Source organism: Pseudonocardia sp. Ae150A_Ps1 (assembly GCF_001932315.1).
Classification (GTDB): domain Bacteria; phylum Actinomycetota; class Actinomycetes; order Mycobacteriales; family Pseudonocardiaceae; genus Pseudonocardia.
The window spans coordinates 2,195,596-2,211,487 of sequence record NZ_MCIJ01000001.1; the positions used below are offsets into that span (position 1 = coordinate 2,195,596).

The 15,892-nt window shown below is 72.3% G+C and carries 16 protein-coding genes and 1 pseudogene; 7 read left to right on the forward strand and 10 right to left on the reverse strand.

Translation table 11 applies throughout. The features are described 5' to 3' along the window. Positions 1-6 precede the first annotated feature (6 nt). Positions 7-795 carry an enoyl-CoA hydratase/isomerase family protein gene (locus tag Ae150APs1_RS10050; protein ID WP_075297152.1) on the reverse strand — a complete coding sequence of 263 codons (789 nt, stop codon included), beginning with the start codon at positions 793-795 and terminating at the stop codon, positions 7-9. A 56-nt stretch (positions 796-851) separates the two neighbouring features. Continuing rightward, positions 852-1,556 carry a nitroreductase family protein gene (locus Ae150APs1_RS10055; RefSeq protein ID WP_075297154.1) on the reverse strand — a complete coding sequence of 235 codons (705 nt, stop codon included), beginning with the start codon at positions 1,554-1,556 and terminating at the stop codon, positions 852-854. Positions 1,557-1,627: 71 nt separating this feature from the next. Here Ae150APs1_RS10055 and Ae150APs1_RS10060 point away from each other — a divergent pair, with 71 nt between their 5' ends. The 5 genes from Ae150APs1_RS10060 (at position 1,628) to Ae150APs1_RS10080 (ending at position 7,250) form a co-directional block, all read left to right on the forward strand. Further along, complete coding sequence (locus Ae150APs1_RS10060) at positions 1,628-2,365, forward strand: SDR family oxidoreductase (protein WP_075297156.1); 738 nt, start codon at positions 1,628-1,630, stop codon at positions 2,363-2,365. Between the two features lie 23 nt (positions 2,366-2,388). Beyond that, complete coding sequence (locus Ae150APs1_RS10065; protein ID WP_075297158.1) at positions 2,389-3,438, forward strand: alcohol dehydrogenase catalytic domain-containing protein; 1,050 nt, start codon at positions 2,389-2,391, stop codon at positions 3,436-3,438. 90 nt (positions 3,439-3,528) lie between these two features. Continuing rightward, the gene (locus tag Ae150APs1_RS10070) at positions 3,529-4,851 is read left to right on the forward strand and encodes an MFS transporter (RefSeq protein WP_075297160.1); all 1,323 of its coding nucleotides are present in this window, start codon (positions 3,529-3,531) and stop codon (positions 4,849-4,851) included. Next, positions 4,848-5,600 (forward strand): SDR family oxidoreductase, encoded by a 753-nt coding sequence (locus Ae150APs1_RS10075; protein WP_075297162.1) that lies wholly within the window; start codon positions 4,848-4,850, stop codon positions 5,598-5,600. The genes Ae150APs1_RS10070 and Ae150APs1_RS10075 overlap by 4 nt, the downstream gene beginning before the upstream one ends. A 48-nt stretch (positions 5,601-5,648) precedes the next feature. Continuing rightward, positions 5,649-7,250: a peptide chain release factor 3 gene (locus tag Ae150APs1_RS10080; protein ID WP_075297164.1), complete on the forward strand. Its 1,602-nt coding sequence runs from the start codon at positions 5,649-5,651 to the stop codon at positions 7,248-7,250. 24 nt (positions 7,251-7,274) lie between these two features. Here the strand turns inward: Ae150APs1_RS10080 and Ae150APs1_RS10085 are convergent, their stop codons facing one another. After that, positions 7,275-7,670, reverse strand: a complete 396-nt coding sequence (locus tag Ae150APs1_RS10085; protein WP_075297166.1) for a VOC family protein — start codon at positions 7,668-7,670, stop codon at positions 7,275-7,277. A gap of 112 nt (positions 7,671-7,782) precedes the next feature. Further along, positions 7,783-8,127 (reverse strand): hypothetical protein, encoded by a 345-nt coding sequence (locus tag Ae150APs1_RS10090; RefSeq protein ID WP_075297168.1) that lies wholly within the window; start codon positions 8,125-8,127, stop codon positions 7,783-7,785. Between the two features lie 215 nt (positions 8,128-8,342). Between Ae150APs1_RS10090 and Ae150APs1_RS10095 the strand changes: the two genes are divergently transcribed. Next, positions 8,343-9,122 carry an isocitrate lyase/phosphoenolpyruvate mutase family protein gene (locus Ae150APs1_RS10095; RefSeq protein WP_075297170.1) on the forward strand — a complete coding sequence of 260 codons (780 nt, stop codon included), beginning with the start codon at positions 8,343-8,345 and terminating at the stop codon, positions 9,120-9,122. 69 nt (positions 9,123-9,191) lie between these two features. Here Ae150APs1_RS10095 and Ae150APs1_RS10100 read toward each other — a convergent pair whose 3' ends face one another. The 6 genes and pseudogenes from Ae150APs1_RS10100 to Ae150APs1_RS34605 form a co-directional block, all read right to left on the reverse strand. After that, entirely contained in the window at positions 9,192-10,844 is a 1,653-nt protein-coding gene (locus Ae150APs1_RS10100; protein ID WP_075297172.1) for a GMC family oxidoreductase, read from the reverse strand. 10 nt (positions 10,845-10,854) lie between these two features. Beyond that, on the reverse strand, positions 10,855-11,496 hold the full coding sequence (locus tag Ae150APs1_RS10105; RefSeq protein ID WP_075301931.1) for a gluconate 2-dehydrogenase subunit 3 family protein: 642 nt from the start codon (positions 11,494-11,496) through the stop codon (positions 10,855-10,857). Positions 11,497-11,524: 28 nt separating this feature from the next. After that, a pseudogene (locus Ae150APs1_RS10110) lies at positions 11,525-13,045 on the reverse strand (aldehyde dehydrogenase family protein). A 40-nt stretch (positions 13,046-13,085) separates the two neighbouring features. Further along, on the reverse strand, positions 13,086-14,474 hold the full coding sequence (locus Ae150APs1_RS10115; RefSeq protein ID WP_249266287.1) for a phenylacetate--CoA ligase family protein: 1,389 nt from the start codon (positions 14,472-14,474) through the stop codon (positions 13,086-13,088). Next, positions 14,474-14,938 (reverse strand): thiamine pyrophosphate-dependent enzyme, encoded by a 465-nt coding sequence (locus Ae150APs1_RS34600; protein ID WP_349289906.1) that lies wholly within the window; start codon positions 14,936-14,938, stop codon positions 14,474-14,476. Before Ae150APs1_RS34600 ends, Ae150APs1_RS10115 begins: the two co-directional genes overlap by 1 nt. Next, on the reverse strand, positions 14,862-15,542 hold the full coding sequence (locus Ae150APs1_RS34605; protein WP_349289907.1) for a hypothetical protein: 681 nt from the start codon (positions 15,540-15,542) through the stop codon (positions 14,862-14,864). Before Ae150APs1_RS34605 ends, Ae150APs1_RS34600 begins: the two co-directional genes overlap by 77 nt. Between Ae150APs1_RS34605 and Ae150APs1_RS34610 the strand changes: the two genes are divergently transcribed. Then, complete coding sequence (locus tag Ae150APs1_RS34610; protein WP_349289920.1) at positions 15,429-15,890, forward strand: hypothetical protein; 462 nt, start codon at positions 15,429-15,431, stop codon at positions 15,888-15,890. The genes Ae150APs1_RS34605 and Ae150APs1_RS34610 overlap by 114 nt on opposite strands. Positions 15,891-15,892: the final 2 nt, after the last annotated feature.

A 15,892-nucleotide genomic window follows, 5' to 3' on the forward strand; every position in this document is an offset into this window, starting at 1 on the left:
GCAGGGTCAGCGCCCGGTCCACTTCGGGTCGCGCTTCTCCAGGAACGCGGCGACCCCCTCGGCGGCGTCGTCCGAGTTCAGGGTCACGCCGACGGCGAGGTGCTCCATGACCATCAGGGACGCGATGTCCGCGTCGAGGCCACGGTCGACGGCCATCTTCGTCAGCTTCATCTGGAACGGGCTCTTGTCGGTGAGGTGGCTGATGAACTCCTCGACCGTCGCGTCGAGCGTCTCCGCCGGCGCACTCGCGTTGACCAGGTCGTACTCGTCGGCCTCCTTGCCGTTCAGCAGCTTGCCCGTGAGCATCAGCTCCTTGGTCTTGCGGATGCCGAGCATCCGCGGGAGCCGGTAGATCGGGCCGGCGCCGCCGAAGAGCGCGCGGCGGATGTGGAAGTCCCCGATCAGGGCGGACTCGTCGGCGATCGCGAAGTCGCACGAGATCATGACCTCGAACCCACCAGCCGTCATGTAGCCCTCGAGCACCGCGACCGACGGCTTGCTCATGGAGTAGAGCCGGTCGCACACCTTCGCGGACACCACCGCGACGTCCATCGCGGTGCTCGTCCCGATGAAGTCCGACTGCAGGCTGTCGAGGTCGAACCCGGAGGAGAAGGTGTTCCCCCGGCCCCGCACGACCACGACGCGCAGCTCCGGGTCGGCCTCGACCTCGGTGATGATCTCGTCGAGCCGGTGGAGCATCGCCACGGTGATGCAGTTGCGCTTGTGGGGCCGGTTGAGCCAGATCCGGGCGACGTGACCGTCACGCTCGAACTGGATGTCGTCCTCGACTGCCATGCGGTCCTCCAAGTTGAACTAAATTCACCTCAATATGAGAGGCCGGGGTCCCGCTGTCAAGACACTCCGGAGCGACCGACCAGACCGTCCACCGGCGGGGCAGCCGGGAGCGTGTCGTCCCAGCGGTCCCAGTGCGTCACGTCGTCGACCCCGGGGCGTCCGGCGCGCCGGAAGTCCTGCCCGCGCGTGTAGGCCAGCGGAGTCAGGCACACCTGCTGGACCCGCTCGAAGGGGATGCCGAGCACGTCGGCCACGGCCTGCTCCCGGGCGAGGTGCATGGTCGTCCAGCAGGTGCCGAGCCCCCGCCCGCGCGCGGCTAGCATGAAGCTCCAGACCGCGGGCAACGCACCACCGAGCATCGAGGCGCTCGCGAACGACGAGGCGCCGTCGAGCCGGACCCCGTCGAGGCAGGCGATCACGATCGTGCCGACCTCGTGCAGTGCCTGCTCGAGCGCGTCGGCCGACCGACTGGTGCGCTCCTGGCTCCGCGCCTCGTCCGGGTCCGTGCGCTCCACCCGGCCGATGTAGCCGGCCGAGTCCCGATAGCTCCCGTGGTAGATCTCGGAGTAGATCGACACCACGGCCGCCCGCCGCTCCGGATCGCGCACCACGACGAACCGGGTGCGCGCGACGTTCGATCCGGCCGGAGCCTGGAGGGCCAGGTCGATGCACTCCCGGACGAGCCGGGCCGGCACCTCCCGGCCGGGATCGAGCCTCCTGCGTACCGCCCGGGTCGTGGACAGCGCCTCGTCGAGTTCCATAAACTTGAACCAATATTAGTTCAGGATCGCTGTCAAGCGAGCCGGACCCCGGTCGACCAACGGAGGCAGGAATGTCGGAGCGGTTCGTGGAGCGGACGGTGCTCGTCACCGGTGCGACCGGCGGGCTCGGCTCCGCGATCGCGGAGCGGCTCGTCGCCGAGAGCGCCTCGGTCGCGCTCACCGACGTCGACGGGGAGGCGTGCACCCGGCTGGCGGACGACCTCGGCGGAGACGCGCTCGCACTCACGCTCGACGTCACCGACGAGAACGGCTGGCGCGCGGCGGTCGATGCGGTGGAGAGCCGGTGGGGCGGACTGGACGTCCTGGTCAACAACGCCGGGATCGGCAGCACGGGGACCGTGGAGGACGAGTCGCGGGAGCGCTGGGACGACGTCGTCGCGGTCGACCAGCTCGGCACCTGGCTCGGCATGAGACAGGCCGGTCCGCTGATCGAACGCAGCGGCGGCGGGGCGATCGTGAACATCGCGTCGATCCTCGGCGCGACCGGCGGACTCGCGAACAGCTTCTCCTACGCCGCAGCCAAGGGGGCGGTGCGGTCGATGACGCTCAACGCCGCCCTGCACTGGGCCACCCGAGGTGTCCGGGTGAACGCCGTCGTCCCCGCCTTCATCGGCACCCCGCAGCTCGTCGAGCGTTTCGGCGGCACCGAACGGCACGCGGCGATGCTCGCGAACACCCCGATGGGCAGGCTCGGCCGGCCGGCCGAGGTCGCCTTCCTGGCCTGTGACGACTCCGGCTACACGACCGGGTCCGAGGTCTTCGTCGACGGCGGCTGGTCGGCTCGCTGATCATGACGTCGAGGAGCGGGACCATGCGCGCCGTCCGCCGGATCGCGACGGGACAGGTCGAGACCGTCGGGATCGAGGTCCCCGAGCCGGGACCGGGCCAGGTCCGCCTGGAGGTGCTGGCGGCGGGCGTCTGCCACTCGGACCTGCACGTGGTCGACACCGCGGTCGGCGACCGGTGGCCCGGCGCGTTCACGCTCGGCCACGAGGTCTGCGGGCGCGTGGCCGATACCGGCCCGGGGGTCGACCCGGACACGGTGGGCGACCAGGTCGTCGTCTACGCGCCGTACGGGTGCGGGTCGTGTGCCCGCTGCATGCACGGACGGGCGAACTACTGCGACCACCGGAGCACCCTGCCCGCGGCCGGGATCGGGCTCGGCGTCGACGGCGGCATGGCCGACGCCCTGGTCGTGGACGCCTGGCGGCTCGTCCCCGCCCCCGGCCTCGACCCGCGCGTCGCCGCCACCCTCACCGACGCCGGCCTGACGTCCTTCCACGCCGTCGCCGGCAGTCTCGACCGGCTCGACGCGCACGACGCGGTGGCCGTCGTGATCGGCGTCGGGGGGCTCGGGCACCTCGCGATCGGCCTCCTGCGGCAGCTCACCCCGGCCCGGGTGGTCGGCGTCGACAGCCGGGCGGCGGCCGTCGGGCTCGCCCGGGAGTGCGGAGCCGCGCTCGCGACGACACCGGACTCCGCGCTGCAGGCCGTCCGGGACCTCTCGGGCGGGCGCGGCGCCGACGTCGTGCTCGACTGCGTCGGCAGCCAGGGGACCGAGGAGCTGGCCGCATCGCTGCTCCGCCCCGCCGCCGATCTCGTCGTCGTGGGCAGCGGGGGCGGCGCGCTCGCCATGACGAAGCCGGGCCCCCTCCCGGCGGGCGCGCGGGTGCGGCTGCCGTTCTGGGGCACGCTCCCCGAGCTGGCCGACGTCGTCGGTCTCGCGGCCGGCGGACGGCTGACGACCCGCATGACGGAGTACGGCCTCGACCAGGCCGGCCACCTCCTCGACGAGCTCCGGCACGGGCGGGTCACCGGCCGCGCGGTGCTCGTGCCCGGGAAGGACGCCTCGACCCCTTGAACTGACCTCAGTTCATCTCTAGATTGGCCCTGCCCGCACCCGGCGAGGACGCCGGTGCGGAACCGCCCGTCCGAGCGCGAAGGAGCGCCGATGTCGACGCAGTCATCGGAAGACGCCGTCCGGGTCGGCCGCCGGGCCAGCACGGCCGCGGCGGTGGGAACCGCGATCGAGTACTACGACTTCGCCGTCTACGGCTACCTCGCCGTCGTCCTGGCGCCACTGTTCTTCCCGAGCCAGGAAGGCCTGATCGGGATCCTCGGCACGCTCGCCGTCGTCGCCAGCGGCTTCCTCGCCCGGCCGCTCGGCGGGCTGTTCTTCGGGCGGCTCGGGGATCGCCGGGGCCGCCGGGCCGTGCTCATGGCCACCGTCACCGTCATGGGCGTCGCGACCGTCCTGACCGGCCTGCTCCCGACCTACGCCACCATCGGCGTCCTCGCCCCGATCCTGCTCACGGTGCTGCGCATCGTGCAGGGCTTCTCCGCGGGCGGCGAGATCGGCGGGGCCGCGTCGCTCTCCACCGAGTCCGCGCCGTCCCGCCGCCGCGGGCTGTTCGGGTCCGCGACCTCCATCGGCATCTCCGTGGGACTCGCCGGGGCCGCGGGCACCGTCGGCGCGCTGACCAGCCTGCTCTCACCCGACCAGATGTCGAGCTGGGGCTGGCGGGTGCCGTTCCTGATCGCCGGCCCGCTCCTCGTCGGTGCCCTCCTGTACCGCATGCGCGTCGAGGACTCCCCGATGTTCCAGCAGATGGTCGAGCAGGCAGAACCGCCCAAGGCGCCGGTGTCCGAGGTGCTGCGGGAGCACAAGGCCGCCACCCTCCGGGTGGTCGGTATCGCCTACGCGACGATGACGACCGGGGGCCTCGCCTCGGTCTACCTACTCGTCCACCTCTCGGCCGTGCTCGGCTACCCGTTGTCCGGCTCGCTCTGGCTGATCGTGCTGATCGTCCTGATGCCGCTCGGCCTGATCCCCTGGTCGGGCGCCCTCAGCGACCGCTTCGGCAGACGGCGCGTGCTCGCGGCGGGGCTCGTCGGCTTCCTGGTCCTGGGCGTGCCCTGCTTCTGGGTCATGCAGCAGGGTTCGTTGCTGCTCGCGATCGTCGCGGCGCTCGTCCTGAACATCCCGTTCGGGATCCAGCAGGGTGTGGTCTACACCCAGTACTCGGAGCTCTTCCCGACGCGCGTCCGCTACACCGGCGTCTCCCTCGGCTTCAACATCGGCGGGGTGATCGGCTCCGGAGCGGTCTCGGTCGTCGCGACGTCCCTGGTGGCGGCCACCGGGAACACGCTGGCGCCCGCCGCGTACCTCGTCCTGGCCGCGGTCGCCGGGCTGCTCGTCGTGGCGACCATGCGGGAGACGTCGACGACGGACCTGGGCCCCGCGCGCCGGCCGCGGATCGGGCAGGACGCATGAGCGCCCCGGCCGCCCGCAGGGTCGTGGTCACCGGCGCGGGCAGCGGCATCGGCCGGGCCACCGCCCTGCGGCTCGCGGCCGCCGGCGCGTCCGTGGCCGTGCTCGACGTCGGCGGGCACGCGGAGACCGCGGCCGCCTGCGAGGGCACTGCGGTGCCGTTGACCTGCGACGTCTCCGATCCCGACGCCGTCTCGGCCGCCTTCGCCTCGGCCGCGGGGTCACTCGGCGGCCTCGACGCGGTCGTCACCTGTGCGGGCGTCACCGACGGGACGCCCACCGAGGAGATGACCGCCGCGACCTGGCAGCGGCTGCTGGCGGTCAACCTGACGGGGACGTTCCTCTGCCTGCAGGCGGCCCTCCCGCACCTGCTGGTGGGTGGTGGCGCCGCCGTCACGGTCGGCTCCGTCGGATCGCTCGTCGCGGCCGGGCGCTCCGCCGCCTACGACGCGTCCAAGGCGGGCGTCGCCGCCCTCACCCGCGGCATCGCCGTCGAGTACGCCGATCGCGGGATCCGCGCCAGCTGCGTCTGCCCGGGGCTGGTCGCCACGAACCTCGCGGCCAACAGCGCCGCCCGCGCCCACCTGTCCCCGGACGTCCGCACCGGCATCGCCGGCCGGGTCGCCACGCCGATGCCCCGCGCCGCCGCGCCCGACGAGATCGCCGCCGTGATCGCGTTCCTCCTGTCGTCCGGGGCCTCGTTCATGACCGGCGCCGTGGTGCCGGTCGACGGCGGGTACACGGCGGTCTGACCCGCCGCCGGGCGAGGTCGCGCGCGGGCGGACACCTAGGATGGAACGGTGACCGACCCGCAGGACGCCCATGTCATCGGCGAGACCGCGCGCCGGCGCACCTTCGCCGTCATCTCCCACCCCGACGCCGGCAAGTCCACCCTCACCGAGGCCCTCGCCCTGCACGCCGAGGTCATCGACTCGGCGGGCGCGGTGCACGGCAAGTCCGGCCGCAAGGGCGTGACGTCGGACTGGATGGAGATGGAGCGGGCCCGCGGCATCTCGGTGTCGTCGGCGGTGCTGCAGTTCGCCTACCGCGACTGCGTGATCAACCTGCTCGACACCCCCGGCCACGGCGACTTCTCCGAGGACACCTACCGGGTGCTCGCCGCCGTCGACGCCGCGGTGATGCTGCTCGACGCGGCCAAGGGCCTCGAGCCGCAGACCCTCAAGCTGTTCGACGTCTGCCGGTCCCGCGGCGTCCCGATCGTCACCTTCGTCAACAAGTGGGACCGGCCCGGCCGGGAGGCCCTGGAACTGCTCGACGAGGTCGAGCAGACCATCGGACTGCGCCCGATGCCGCTGACCTGGCCGCTCGGGATCGCGGGCCAGTTCAAGGGGTTGATCGAGCGCGACACGGGCGCCTACACGGCCTTCACCCGTGCGGCCGGCGGGGCGACCAAGGCGACCGCGACGGCCGTCGACACGGACACGATCGCCGCGCAGGAGCCGGAGTACTGGCAGGCCGCGCAGGACGAGCTGGGGCTGCTCGACGAGATCGGCGCGACCTGGGACGAGAAGGACTTCCTCTCCGGGGCGGCGACGCCGGTGCTGTTCGGGTCGGCGCTGTCGAACATCGGGGTGGCCCGGCTGCTCGACTCGCTCGTCGATCTCGCGCCGGCACCGGCGGCCCGGCCGGACGTCGACGGCGAGGACCGGCCGCTGAGCGCCCCGACCTCCGGGCTGGTGTTCAAGGTGCAGGCCGGGATGGACAAGGCGCACCGGGACCGGATGGCGTTCCTGCGGATCTGCTCGGGCTGGTTCGAGCGCGGCATGGTGCTCACCCACGCGACGACCGGCAAGCCGTTCGCCACCAAGTACGCGCAGTCGGTGTTCGGTTCCGAGCGCAGGACGGTCGAGGAGGCGTTCCCGGGTGACATCGTCGGCCTGGTCAACGCGACCGCGCTGCGCCCCGGCGACACGCTCTACGCGTCGGGGCCGGTGGAGTTCCCGTCGATCCCCGCGTTCGCGCCGGAGCACTTCGCGGTCATCCGCGCCAAGGACGCCGGCAAGTACAAGCAGTTCCGCAGGGGCATCGAGCAGCTCGGCAACGAGGCCGTCATCCAGATCCTGCGCTCGGACCTGCGCGGCGACCAGGCGCCGGTGCTCGCGGCGGTCGGGCCGCTGCAGTTCGACGTCGTCACCGGCCGGCTGGAGACCGAGTTCAACGCGCCGGTGCTGCTGGACCGGCTGCCGTACCAGATCGCGCGGCTCACCGAGCAGGCCGCGGTCGACGCGCTGTCGTCGCAGTCCGAGTGCGAGGTGCTGCGCCGCGACTCCGACGGCGAGTACCTGGCGCTGTTCAGCAACAAGTGGCGGATGGACATCATCCAGAGGAAGTTCCCGGACCTGCGGTTCGAGGCCATGCCGGCGGGATCGTCGATCTCCTGAGCCGGTCCCGCCGGCACCCTCCCCTCACGCCGCGAGGACGAAGAACTCCAGTGCGTTGCCGTCCGGGTCCTTGAACGACAGCGCCAGCCCGTAGTCCGCCTCGGTGATCCCGTCGTGGGCGATGCCGGCGGCGTCGAGGTGGTCCCGCCACTGCTCCAGCTCGGACCGGTCGCCGACGCCGAAGCCGACGTGGTCCATCCCCGGACGGGACGGCGAGAGGGAGTCGCCGCCGTCGACGTCGTCGTGCCGGGTCAGGCCGAGCAGCTGCCCGGACGGCAGCGCGAACACCCGCCGGGGGAACGGCCCGTCGGACAGCGTCATGGCCGGCTCGGCGCCGATCAGCTTCACGTACCACGGCTCGCTGACCTGCAGGTCGGTCACCGACAGGGCGAGATGGTGGATGGCGGGGAACTCGGGCACGGCGGCCTCCCGGGTCGGTCGTGTGTCAGGGACGTGCCCGACCCGGGTGCCCGGAGCCGCCGCAGATCACTCGCGCACCACCGGATCGGCGCCCGCGTACCCCGCGGTGACGTCAGGGGGCGTGGCAGGTCGGGGGCGCGCAGGCAGGGGTGCCCCCCATGTACTGGGCGACGACCGGGACCGGCCCGGTGAGCGTCGTGATCACGAAGGCGGCCAGCCAGATCAGCCCGCCGGCGAGCCCGGCGACCGAGACGCCAGCCGCGGAGATCGCGGCGCGATTCGCCCGCGCACTCCCGCGGGTCGCGCCGATCGTGCCGAGGACGAGCCCGGCGAGCGTCAGGACGACACCGACCGAGACCAGCGCCAGCCCGGCGACGGTGAGCGGGGCGACGATCGAGTACGCCACGGCGATCGCGACGAAGACGGCGCCGAGGACCCCGAGCACGAGCGCGGACACCCCGAGACCGCCGCTCGGTGTGGCGGACGGTCGTGGGGCGGAGGGGCGGTCGTGCGGCATCGGCACAGGATCGGGCCCCCACCCCGTCCACCGCTGGCCGCGACCGCGGAGATCCACAGTTCTGGGTACGCCCCGGCGCGGGTGAACCGATCCACCGTCCCGAGGGGAGTGCCCGATCGCGGGCGCCCGCCGGTCCCCGGGCCTACGGTGGCGACATGACCTCCACCGCCGAGAAGGCGTCCAGGCTGCAGGATCTGCACGCCGCACCGGAGCTGCTGCTCGTCGTCAACGTGTGGGACGCGATCACCGCCAGGGTCGTCGCGGACACCCCCGGGACGACCGCGCTCGCGACCGCCAGCCACGGCATCGCCGCGGCGCACGGCTACGAGGACGGCGAGAACATCCCCCGTGACGAGATGATCGCCGCCGTCGGGCTGATCGCGAGGACCGCCGGTGACCTGCCAGTGACCGCGGACCTGGAAGCCGGATACGGCGACCCGGGTGGCACGGTGGCCAGGGCGATCGACGTCGGCATCGTCGGCTGCAACCTCGAGGACCAGGTCAAGCCGCTCGCGGAGTCGGTGAAGGCCGTCGAGGCGGTCGTCGCCGCGACCGAGAAGGCGGGCGTGGACTTCGTGCTGAACGCGCGCACCGACGCGTTCCTGAAGGCAGGGGACAAGGACCCGGAGGCCGTGCTGGCCGACGCGATCGAGCGCGGGAAGGCCTACCTCGACGCGGGCGCGTCGAACTTCTTCGTGCCCGGCAAGCTCGACGAGACCCAGGTCGGGCGCCTGGTCGAGGCCCTCGGCGAGCGCAGGGTCAACCTGATCGGCATCCCCGGCTCGATCCCGCTGAAGACCGCGCAGGAGCTCGGCGTGGCGCGCGTGTCCTACGGGCCGTGGAGCCAGAACGTCGCGCTCACGGCACTGGCGGAGCTCGCCGAGGACGTCTACGACGGCGGCGGCCTCCCCACGGACACCCGCAAGCTGAACTGAGGCGCTCCGCGCTCGTGAGTGGTTGTCGTGGCTCTGGCCACGAAAAGCACTCACGAGCGGCGAAGCCGCCTACATTGTCGGCGCGGCGGCGTTCGAGGGCGTCACCTTCTGCGCCACGATCGCGTCGAAGTTGCGCTTGATGTACTCGCCGGAGCGCTGGGACAGCGCGCCGATCGTGCTCGTCGGGTTGACGGCGGCGCCGGTGGTGAGCGTGCTGCCGTCGACGACGAACAGGTTCGGCACGTCCCAGGTCTGGCACCACTTGTTGAGCACCGAGTCGCCCGGGTCGTTGCCCATCCGGCAGGCCCCCATCAGGTGCCAGCCCGGCGGCGGGTAGAGCACCCCGGTGTCGTTGGTCTCGACCGCACCGACCGCCCGGGTGGCCTCGAAGATCTTCTCGATGCCGTACTGCGCGAGCGCGACGTCGTTCGGGTGCAGGTCGTAGTCGACGTGCGCGGCCGGCAGCCCGGACGAGTCCTTCACGTCCGGGTCGAGGGTGACCCGGTTGGTCTCCACCGGCAGATCCTCACCGAACATGAAGACCATCAGGTGGTTCGCGAAGTGGGAGTCGAAGAACTCGCGGTGCGTCGCACCCCACGGTGCGGTGTAGCCGGTGTGCGTGCCCATCGCGGCGTAGGCCGGTCCGAAGCTGCGTGCCACCTGCATGCCGAAACCGTTGACGAATCCGCGGCTCATGTCCGTGTGGTAGAACTCGTGCGAGTACAGCGGGGCGCCGAAGCTGCCCTTGAAGCCCTCGATGGGCTCGTCGAACCACGAGTCGCAGAACGCGAAGACGTGGTGCATCAGGTACTTGCCGACGATCCCGTTCGAGTTGGCCAGCCCGTCCGGATGTCCCTTCTGGGCGCTCTGCAGCAGCAGCCGGGGCGACCCGATCCCGTTCGCCGCCAGCACGACGATCTTCGCCCGGATCTCGTGCCGCTGACCGGTGTTCCGGTCGAGGTAGGTCGCGCCGGTCGCGCGGCCGCCGGCGGCGTTGATCGTCTCGACGCGGGCCATGGTGCGCAGGTCCGCCCCGTGCCGGATGGCGTAGGGCCAGTGCGCGTTGGCCGGTGTGGACAGTGAACCGGTCGGGCTGCCGGACAGCTCGTTGCCCATGGCCGCGTCCGCCTCGCGGTTCTCCCGCAGCCTGGTGATGATCGCGTTGTCCGACGGCCACCAGTGCCAGCCGAGGTCGCGCGAGGCCTTGGCGTACTTCAGCCCGAGCTTGCCGGGCAGCACGCTCGGGTCACGGACGGCGTTCTTCCGGTCCGGGTAGGACGGGTCGCCGATCAGGCCGGAGATGCCGTAGATCTCGTCGTTCTCGTCGTAGAACGGGGCGAGGTCCTCGTAGCTGATCGGCCAGTCGATGGTGCCCTCGAGGCCGTGCTCGGTGCCCTTGCGGAAGTCGACCGGCTTGTACCGGGGCCAGTGCCCGGCGTAGTGCACGGTCGAGCCGCCGACGTTGTTCATCATGTACGGCGTCGTGGTCCCGGTGACCGGGTAGTCCTCGGGCAGCTGGCGCACGTTGGGGTCGTAGGCCCATCCGCGCTGCTTCTCCAGCTCCCACTCGTCGTGGTAGTGGGGATGCTCGCCGGGCTTGACCCACGGGCCCTGCTCCAGGCAGACCACCTTAATGCCCGCCTTGGCGAGCTTCAGCGCGATCCCGGCGCCGCCGGGGCCCGCGCCGATGACCAGGACGTCGGTCTCCTCGTATCCGGTCATGGTCGTCTCCTCACTTCGTCCAGGTGAGCTGGGACAGGTCGACGCGGGTGACCTGCTCGGTCTCCAGGTACTCGCCGTGCTCGCTGGCCTGGGCGAGGGTCTCGGAGTCCCAGGGCTCGGTCGTGGCGAGATAGCCGTAGGGCAGCGGCGGGCCGTGGTAGTCGCGGCCGGCGGGCAGGTTGCGCCGGATCGCCAGCGTCACGACGGGCCGGGAGTAGTAGCGGTAGTAGACGAGCGCCCGCAGCCGCTCGAACAGCGGGTCCTCCGCCTCCTCCAGCGCCGCGACGGCCGCGGTGCGGGCGGCCGCGTCACCGTCCACGAAGGACTGTCCGAGCCGGTCCAGACCCGCCTTGAAGTCGTCCTCCTCGGCGAACGGGAAGTGCTTGTTCCGGTAGCCGGTCGGCGTCACGTAACGGCCGACGAAGGCCACGAGACCGACCTCGCTCGCCGTCGGCCAGGCCGGGTCCGGCGGGATGACGGTGTCGGCCGCCGCGTCGATCACCGCGGCCTGCAGGTCGCTGAACGCGATCGGCTGCTCCAGGCCACCGAGGCGCGGGCGGCCCGACTCGAAGTAGCCGCCGCCCTCGCCGGGTTCGAGGGTCGTCCCGGGAGCCCCGAACGGGGCGGGCTTCTCGCCCAGTGCGTCGTTCACGATGTCCTCCTCCTCGTCGGGAAGCACGTCACAGGGGCGCGCCGGCCCAGTCGGTGCCCGCGCGCAGCGAGTCGTCGAGATTGATGCTCACGTGCTTGACCTGGGTGTAGCCGTGGACGGCCTCCAGGCCCTCCTCGCGGCCGGTGCCGGACTGCTTGTGTCCGCCGTGCGGGGTCATCGGCAGCTCCCCGAACCAGTCGTTGATCATCACTCCGCCGACCTACAGCCGCCGCGCCGTGGACAGCAGCCGCTTCACGTCCGAGCCGAGCAGCACCGCGAACAGGCCGTAGATGCTGTCGTTGGCGGCCTCGACCAGCTCGTCCTCGGTCGTCCAGGTGTGCACCGACGCGACCGGGCCGAAGATCTCCTCCCGGGCGATCCGGGCGTCGTGGGCGACGTCGACGAACACCGTCGGCTCGACGAAGTAGCCGCCGTCGCCGACGCCGTCGGGGCGCCCGCCGCCGTAGTGCAGCGTCGCCTCGGACTTGCCGATCTCGATGTAGGAGCGGACCCGGTCGTACTGCTTCTGCGAGACCAGCGGGCCCATCTGGGTGCCGTCGGCGAACCCGTCGCCGACCTGCGTCTGGTCGAGGCGCGCGGTGAGCCGGGTGAGGAACTCGTCGCGGACGTCGGCGTGCACGAACAGCCGGGTACCGGCGACGCAGACCTGCCCGGTGTGCGAGCAGAACCCCTGCACCGCGGCCTCGACGGCGTCGTCGAGGTCGGCGTCCGGGAACACGACCGTCGGGCTCTTCCCGCCGAGCTCCAGGTTCACCTGCGCGACGTGGTCGGCGGCCAGCTTCGCGACCGTCTTCCCGGTCTCGGTGGAGCCGGTGAAGGTGATGCCCGCGACGTCCGGGTGCGCGGCCAGCGAGGCCCCGGCCTCGGTGCCGTAGCCGGTGACGACGTTGAACACGCCGTCCGGGAAGCCCGCCTCCTTGACCAGCTCGGCGAACTTGAGCGCGGACAGCGACGTGTCCTCGGCGGGCTTCACCACGCAGGTGTTGCCCAGGGCCAGTGCTGGGGCGCAGGACCGCACCATGATCAGCAGCGGGTAGTTCCACGGCACGATGTGCGCGGTCACGCCGAGCGGCTCGAGGATCGTGAAGGACAGCTTGTTGCCCGGTACCTCGATGGTCCGGCCGCCGACCTTGTCGGCCAGGCTCGCCCAGTAGTCGAGCCAGAGCGGGATCGCGCCCATCAGCTCCTGGGCCTTGGCCAGGTAGTGCCCGGAGTCGAGCGCCTCCAGGCGGGCGAGCTCGTCGGCGTGCTCGGTGACCAGCGCGGCCAGGTTGCGCAGCAGCGCGGCGCGGGCGATCGCGTCGGTGAACTGCCACTCGACGGCGACCCGCTTGGCCGCGGCGACCGCCCGGTCGACGTCCGTTCCGTCGGCCCGCGGTACCTCCGCGATGGTGCGGCCGGTGTTGGGGTCGACGGTCGGGAACGTGGCCCCGGCGGCCGCCGGGACGAACTCGCCGTCGACGAACATCGCGGCCCGGTCGGCGGTGCGGGCGTCGGCGTCGAGGGTGAGGGTGTGCGGGGTGGACATACGACCTCCTTGTCGGTGTGCTCGGTATTGCCGGCGGTGCTCAGCGCTTCGTGTGGGCGCGCTCGTCGATGACCCGGCGGGCCTTGTGCTCGCTGCGTTCGAAGGTGTCGGGGGCGACCACCTCGACGCCGACCCGCAGGCCGACGACGCGCTGCAGCCCGTCGGAGGCCACGCGGACGAACTCGTCCGCCCCGGACCCGCACTCCGCGCGGACGACGATCTCGTCCATCGACCCGGTGCGGGTGACGAGCACCCGGTGCTCGCCCGCGTAGCCGCTGACCCCGCGGAGGACGTTGTCGATCTCGGTCGGGTACACGTTCTCGCCGCGGATGTGGATCATGTCGTCGATCCGGCCGTAGACGTCTGCGGGGAGCCGCGGGTAGGTGCGCCCGCAGCCGTTGGTGCCCATCTCCCAGCGGGTCAGGTCGTTCGACGCGAGCCGGATCATCGGCTGCGAGGTGCGCTCCAGGTGGGTGTAGACCGGGGTGCCCTCGCCGCCGTAGGGGACGGTGCGGAAGCTCGCCGGGTCGCAGACCTCGTGCCACACGATGTCCTGCCAGAGCAGCATCCCCTCCGGGGAGCCCTCGGTGGCCGACGCCGACATGAACGGCGTCATCTCCGCCATCGTCCCGCAGTCGACGACCCGGGTGCCGAACGCGGACCCGATCGCGTCGCGCACCGCGGGGACCGACGCGCCGGGCTCGCCGGAGAAGAACATGACCTCGATGCCGAACTCGCGCGGGTCGACCTTCTCCTGCTGGGCGACCTCGGCGAGGCGCAGCGCGTACGACGGCGTCGAGTAGAACGCCTTCGGACGCGTCCTGGCCAGCCACTGCATCGCCCGCGCGGTCATCCCCGACGCACCGGCCCCATAGGGGAAGACCTTGCAGCGCAGGCGTTCCGCACCGGACATCGCACCCCAGGAACCGAGGTAGAGCGAGAACAGCGCGGAGACGAAGACGGTGTCGCCCGGCCGCACCCCCATCCCCCAGAGGATCCGGGCGTGGTTGTCGGCGATGACCTCCCAGTCGCGGCGGCCCATCGCGAACGCGGTCGGCGTCCCCGTGGTCCCCGAGGTGCCGTGGATGTGGTGCAGCTCGGAGTCGTCGACGCAGACGTAGTCGCCGAAGGGCGGCGCGTTCTCCTGCGAGGCGCGCAGCTCCTGCTTGGTGACGACGGGGACCTGCTCGAACGCCTCCCAGGTCGTCACGTCGCGGACGTCGAGGCCGGCGGCGTCGTACTTGCGCCGGTAGAAGGGCGAGGTGTCGTAGGCGTAGCGCAGGACCTCCTGCAGCCGGACGAGGACGGCGGCGTCGCGCTCGGCCGGGTCCATCGTCTCGCGGTGCGGGAACCAGTAGGGGCTGTCCCGGTCCGGCAGGTACGACTGGTCGTAGCCGGCTGGGAAGTGCCACTCCTCCATCTGTCCCATCAGGACTCCCTCCGCTTCACCTCGGCGTCGTTCCAGGGGGTGAGGGCCTGGTAGTCGGGGACCCAGCCCAGGCCCTTGCCCGCGTCCGGGGACGGGGCGTCGCGGCTGGTCACGACGTCGATCACGGCCGGTGCGTTCGCCAGCGCACGTTCCAGCGCGCCGGCCATCTCCCCGGGCTCGGTGACCCGCTCCCCGTGCGCACCCAGCGCGCGGCCGAGCGCGGCGTAGTCGTTGCCGTCGAGCTCGGTGCCGACGACGAGGCCGTAGTTCTCGGCCTGGTCGTAGCGCTCGATGTTCCAGGCGGCGTTGTTGGAGACGATCACGACGATCGGCACGCCGTGCCGGACCGCGGTGTTGACCTCCATCGCGTTGATCCCGAACGCCCCGTCACCGGTGACGGCGATCGCCGGCCGGTCGGGGTTCGCCAGTGCCGCGGCGATCGCGAACGGGACGCCGACGCCCAGGCAGCCGAACGCGCCGGCGTCGAGGTAGCGGGCGACGGACGGGACGCCGAGCCGCGCGAAGCTGAGCAGGTCGCCCCCGTCGGCGACGACGGTCGCGCCGTCGAGGTCGAGGTCGTTCAGCGCGGCGAAGATGTGGTTCGGGTGCATCCGGCCGTCGCCGCCGGGCGGGGTGGCGGCGAGCGCGTCGCGGTAGCCGTCGAACCGTTCGAGGTGTGCCTTGCGCAGGCCGTCCCGCCAGGTGGTGTCCGGATCCGGTGCGGCCGCCGTGGCGAGCGCGTCGAGGGTGCTCCCGACGTCGGCGAGGATCTCGGCCTCGCCGCGCCGGTTGTCGTGCAGCTCCCCCCGCCGAGTCGGAGACACGGACCCACCGCGCGTCCGGGAACGCGGCCGGGGACCCGAACCCGAGCTGGTAGTCGAGCTGGCGCCCGACGGTGACGACCAGGTCGGCCTCCCGCATCACCCGGCTCCGCAACGCCCCGACGACGGCCGGGTGACCGGGCGGGACCAGCCCGCGTCCTTCCTGGGTGTCGAGGTAGGCGGCGCCGGTGGCGTCGAGGAACCGGACGAGCTCCTCGGGCGCCGTGCGCGCCCCGCGGCCGGTGATGACGGCGGGCTTCTCGGCGCCGCGCAGCAGCTCGGCGACAGCGGTGACGTCGTCGGAGTGCGGCAGCGAGCGGCGGCGCCGGGGTGCGCGCAGGTGCTCGTCGAGCACGACGGCGGGCGGCACCGTCTCCCGCAGCACGTCGGTCGGGATCTCCAGGTAGACCGGCCCCGGCTCGGCGGCGTCGCCGGTCGCACGGGACCAGCCCTCGTCGAGCTCGCGGAGCACCTCGTCGCCGACCCGCAGGGTGCGGCTCTGCCGGGTGACGGGCCGCAGGATCTCGGTGTGCGGGATGTCCTGCAGCGGGTGCTTGTTGGCCTGCGGCCGCGGCGGGCAGCCGCCGAGCAGTAGGA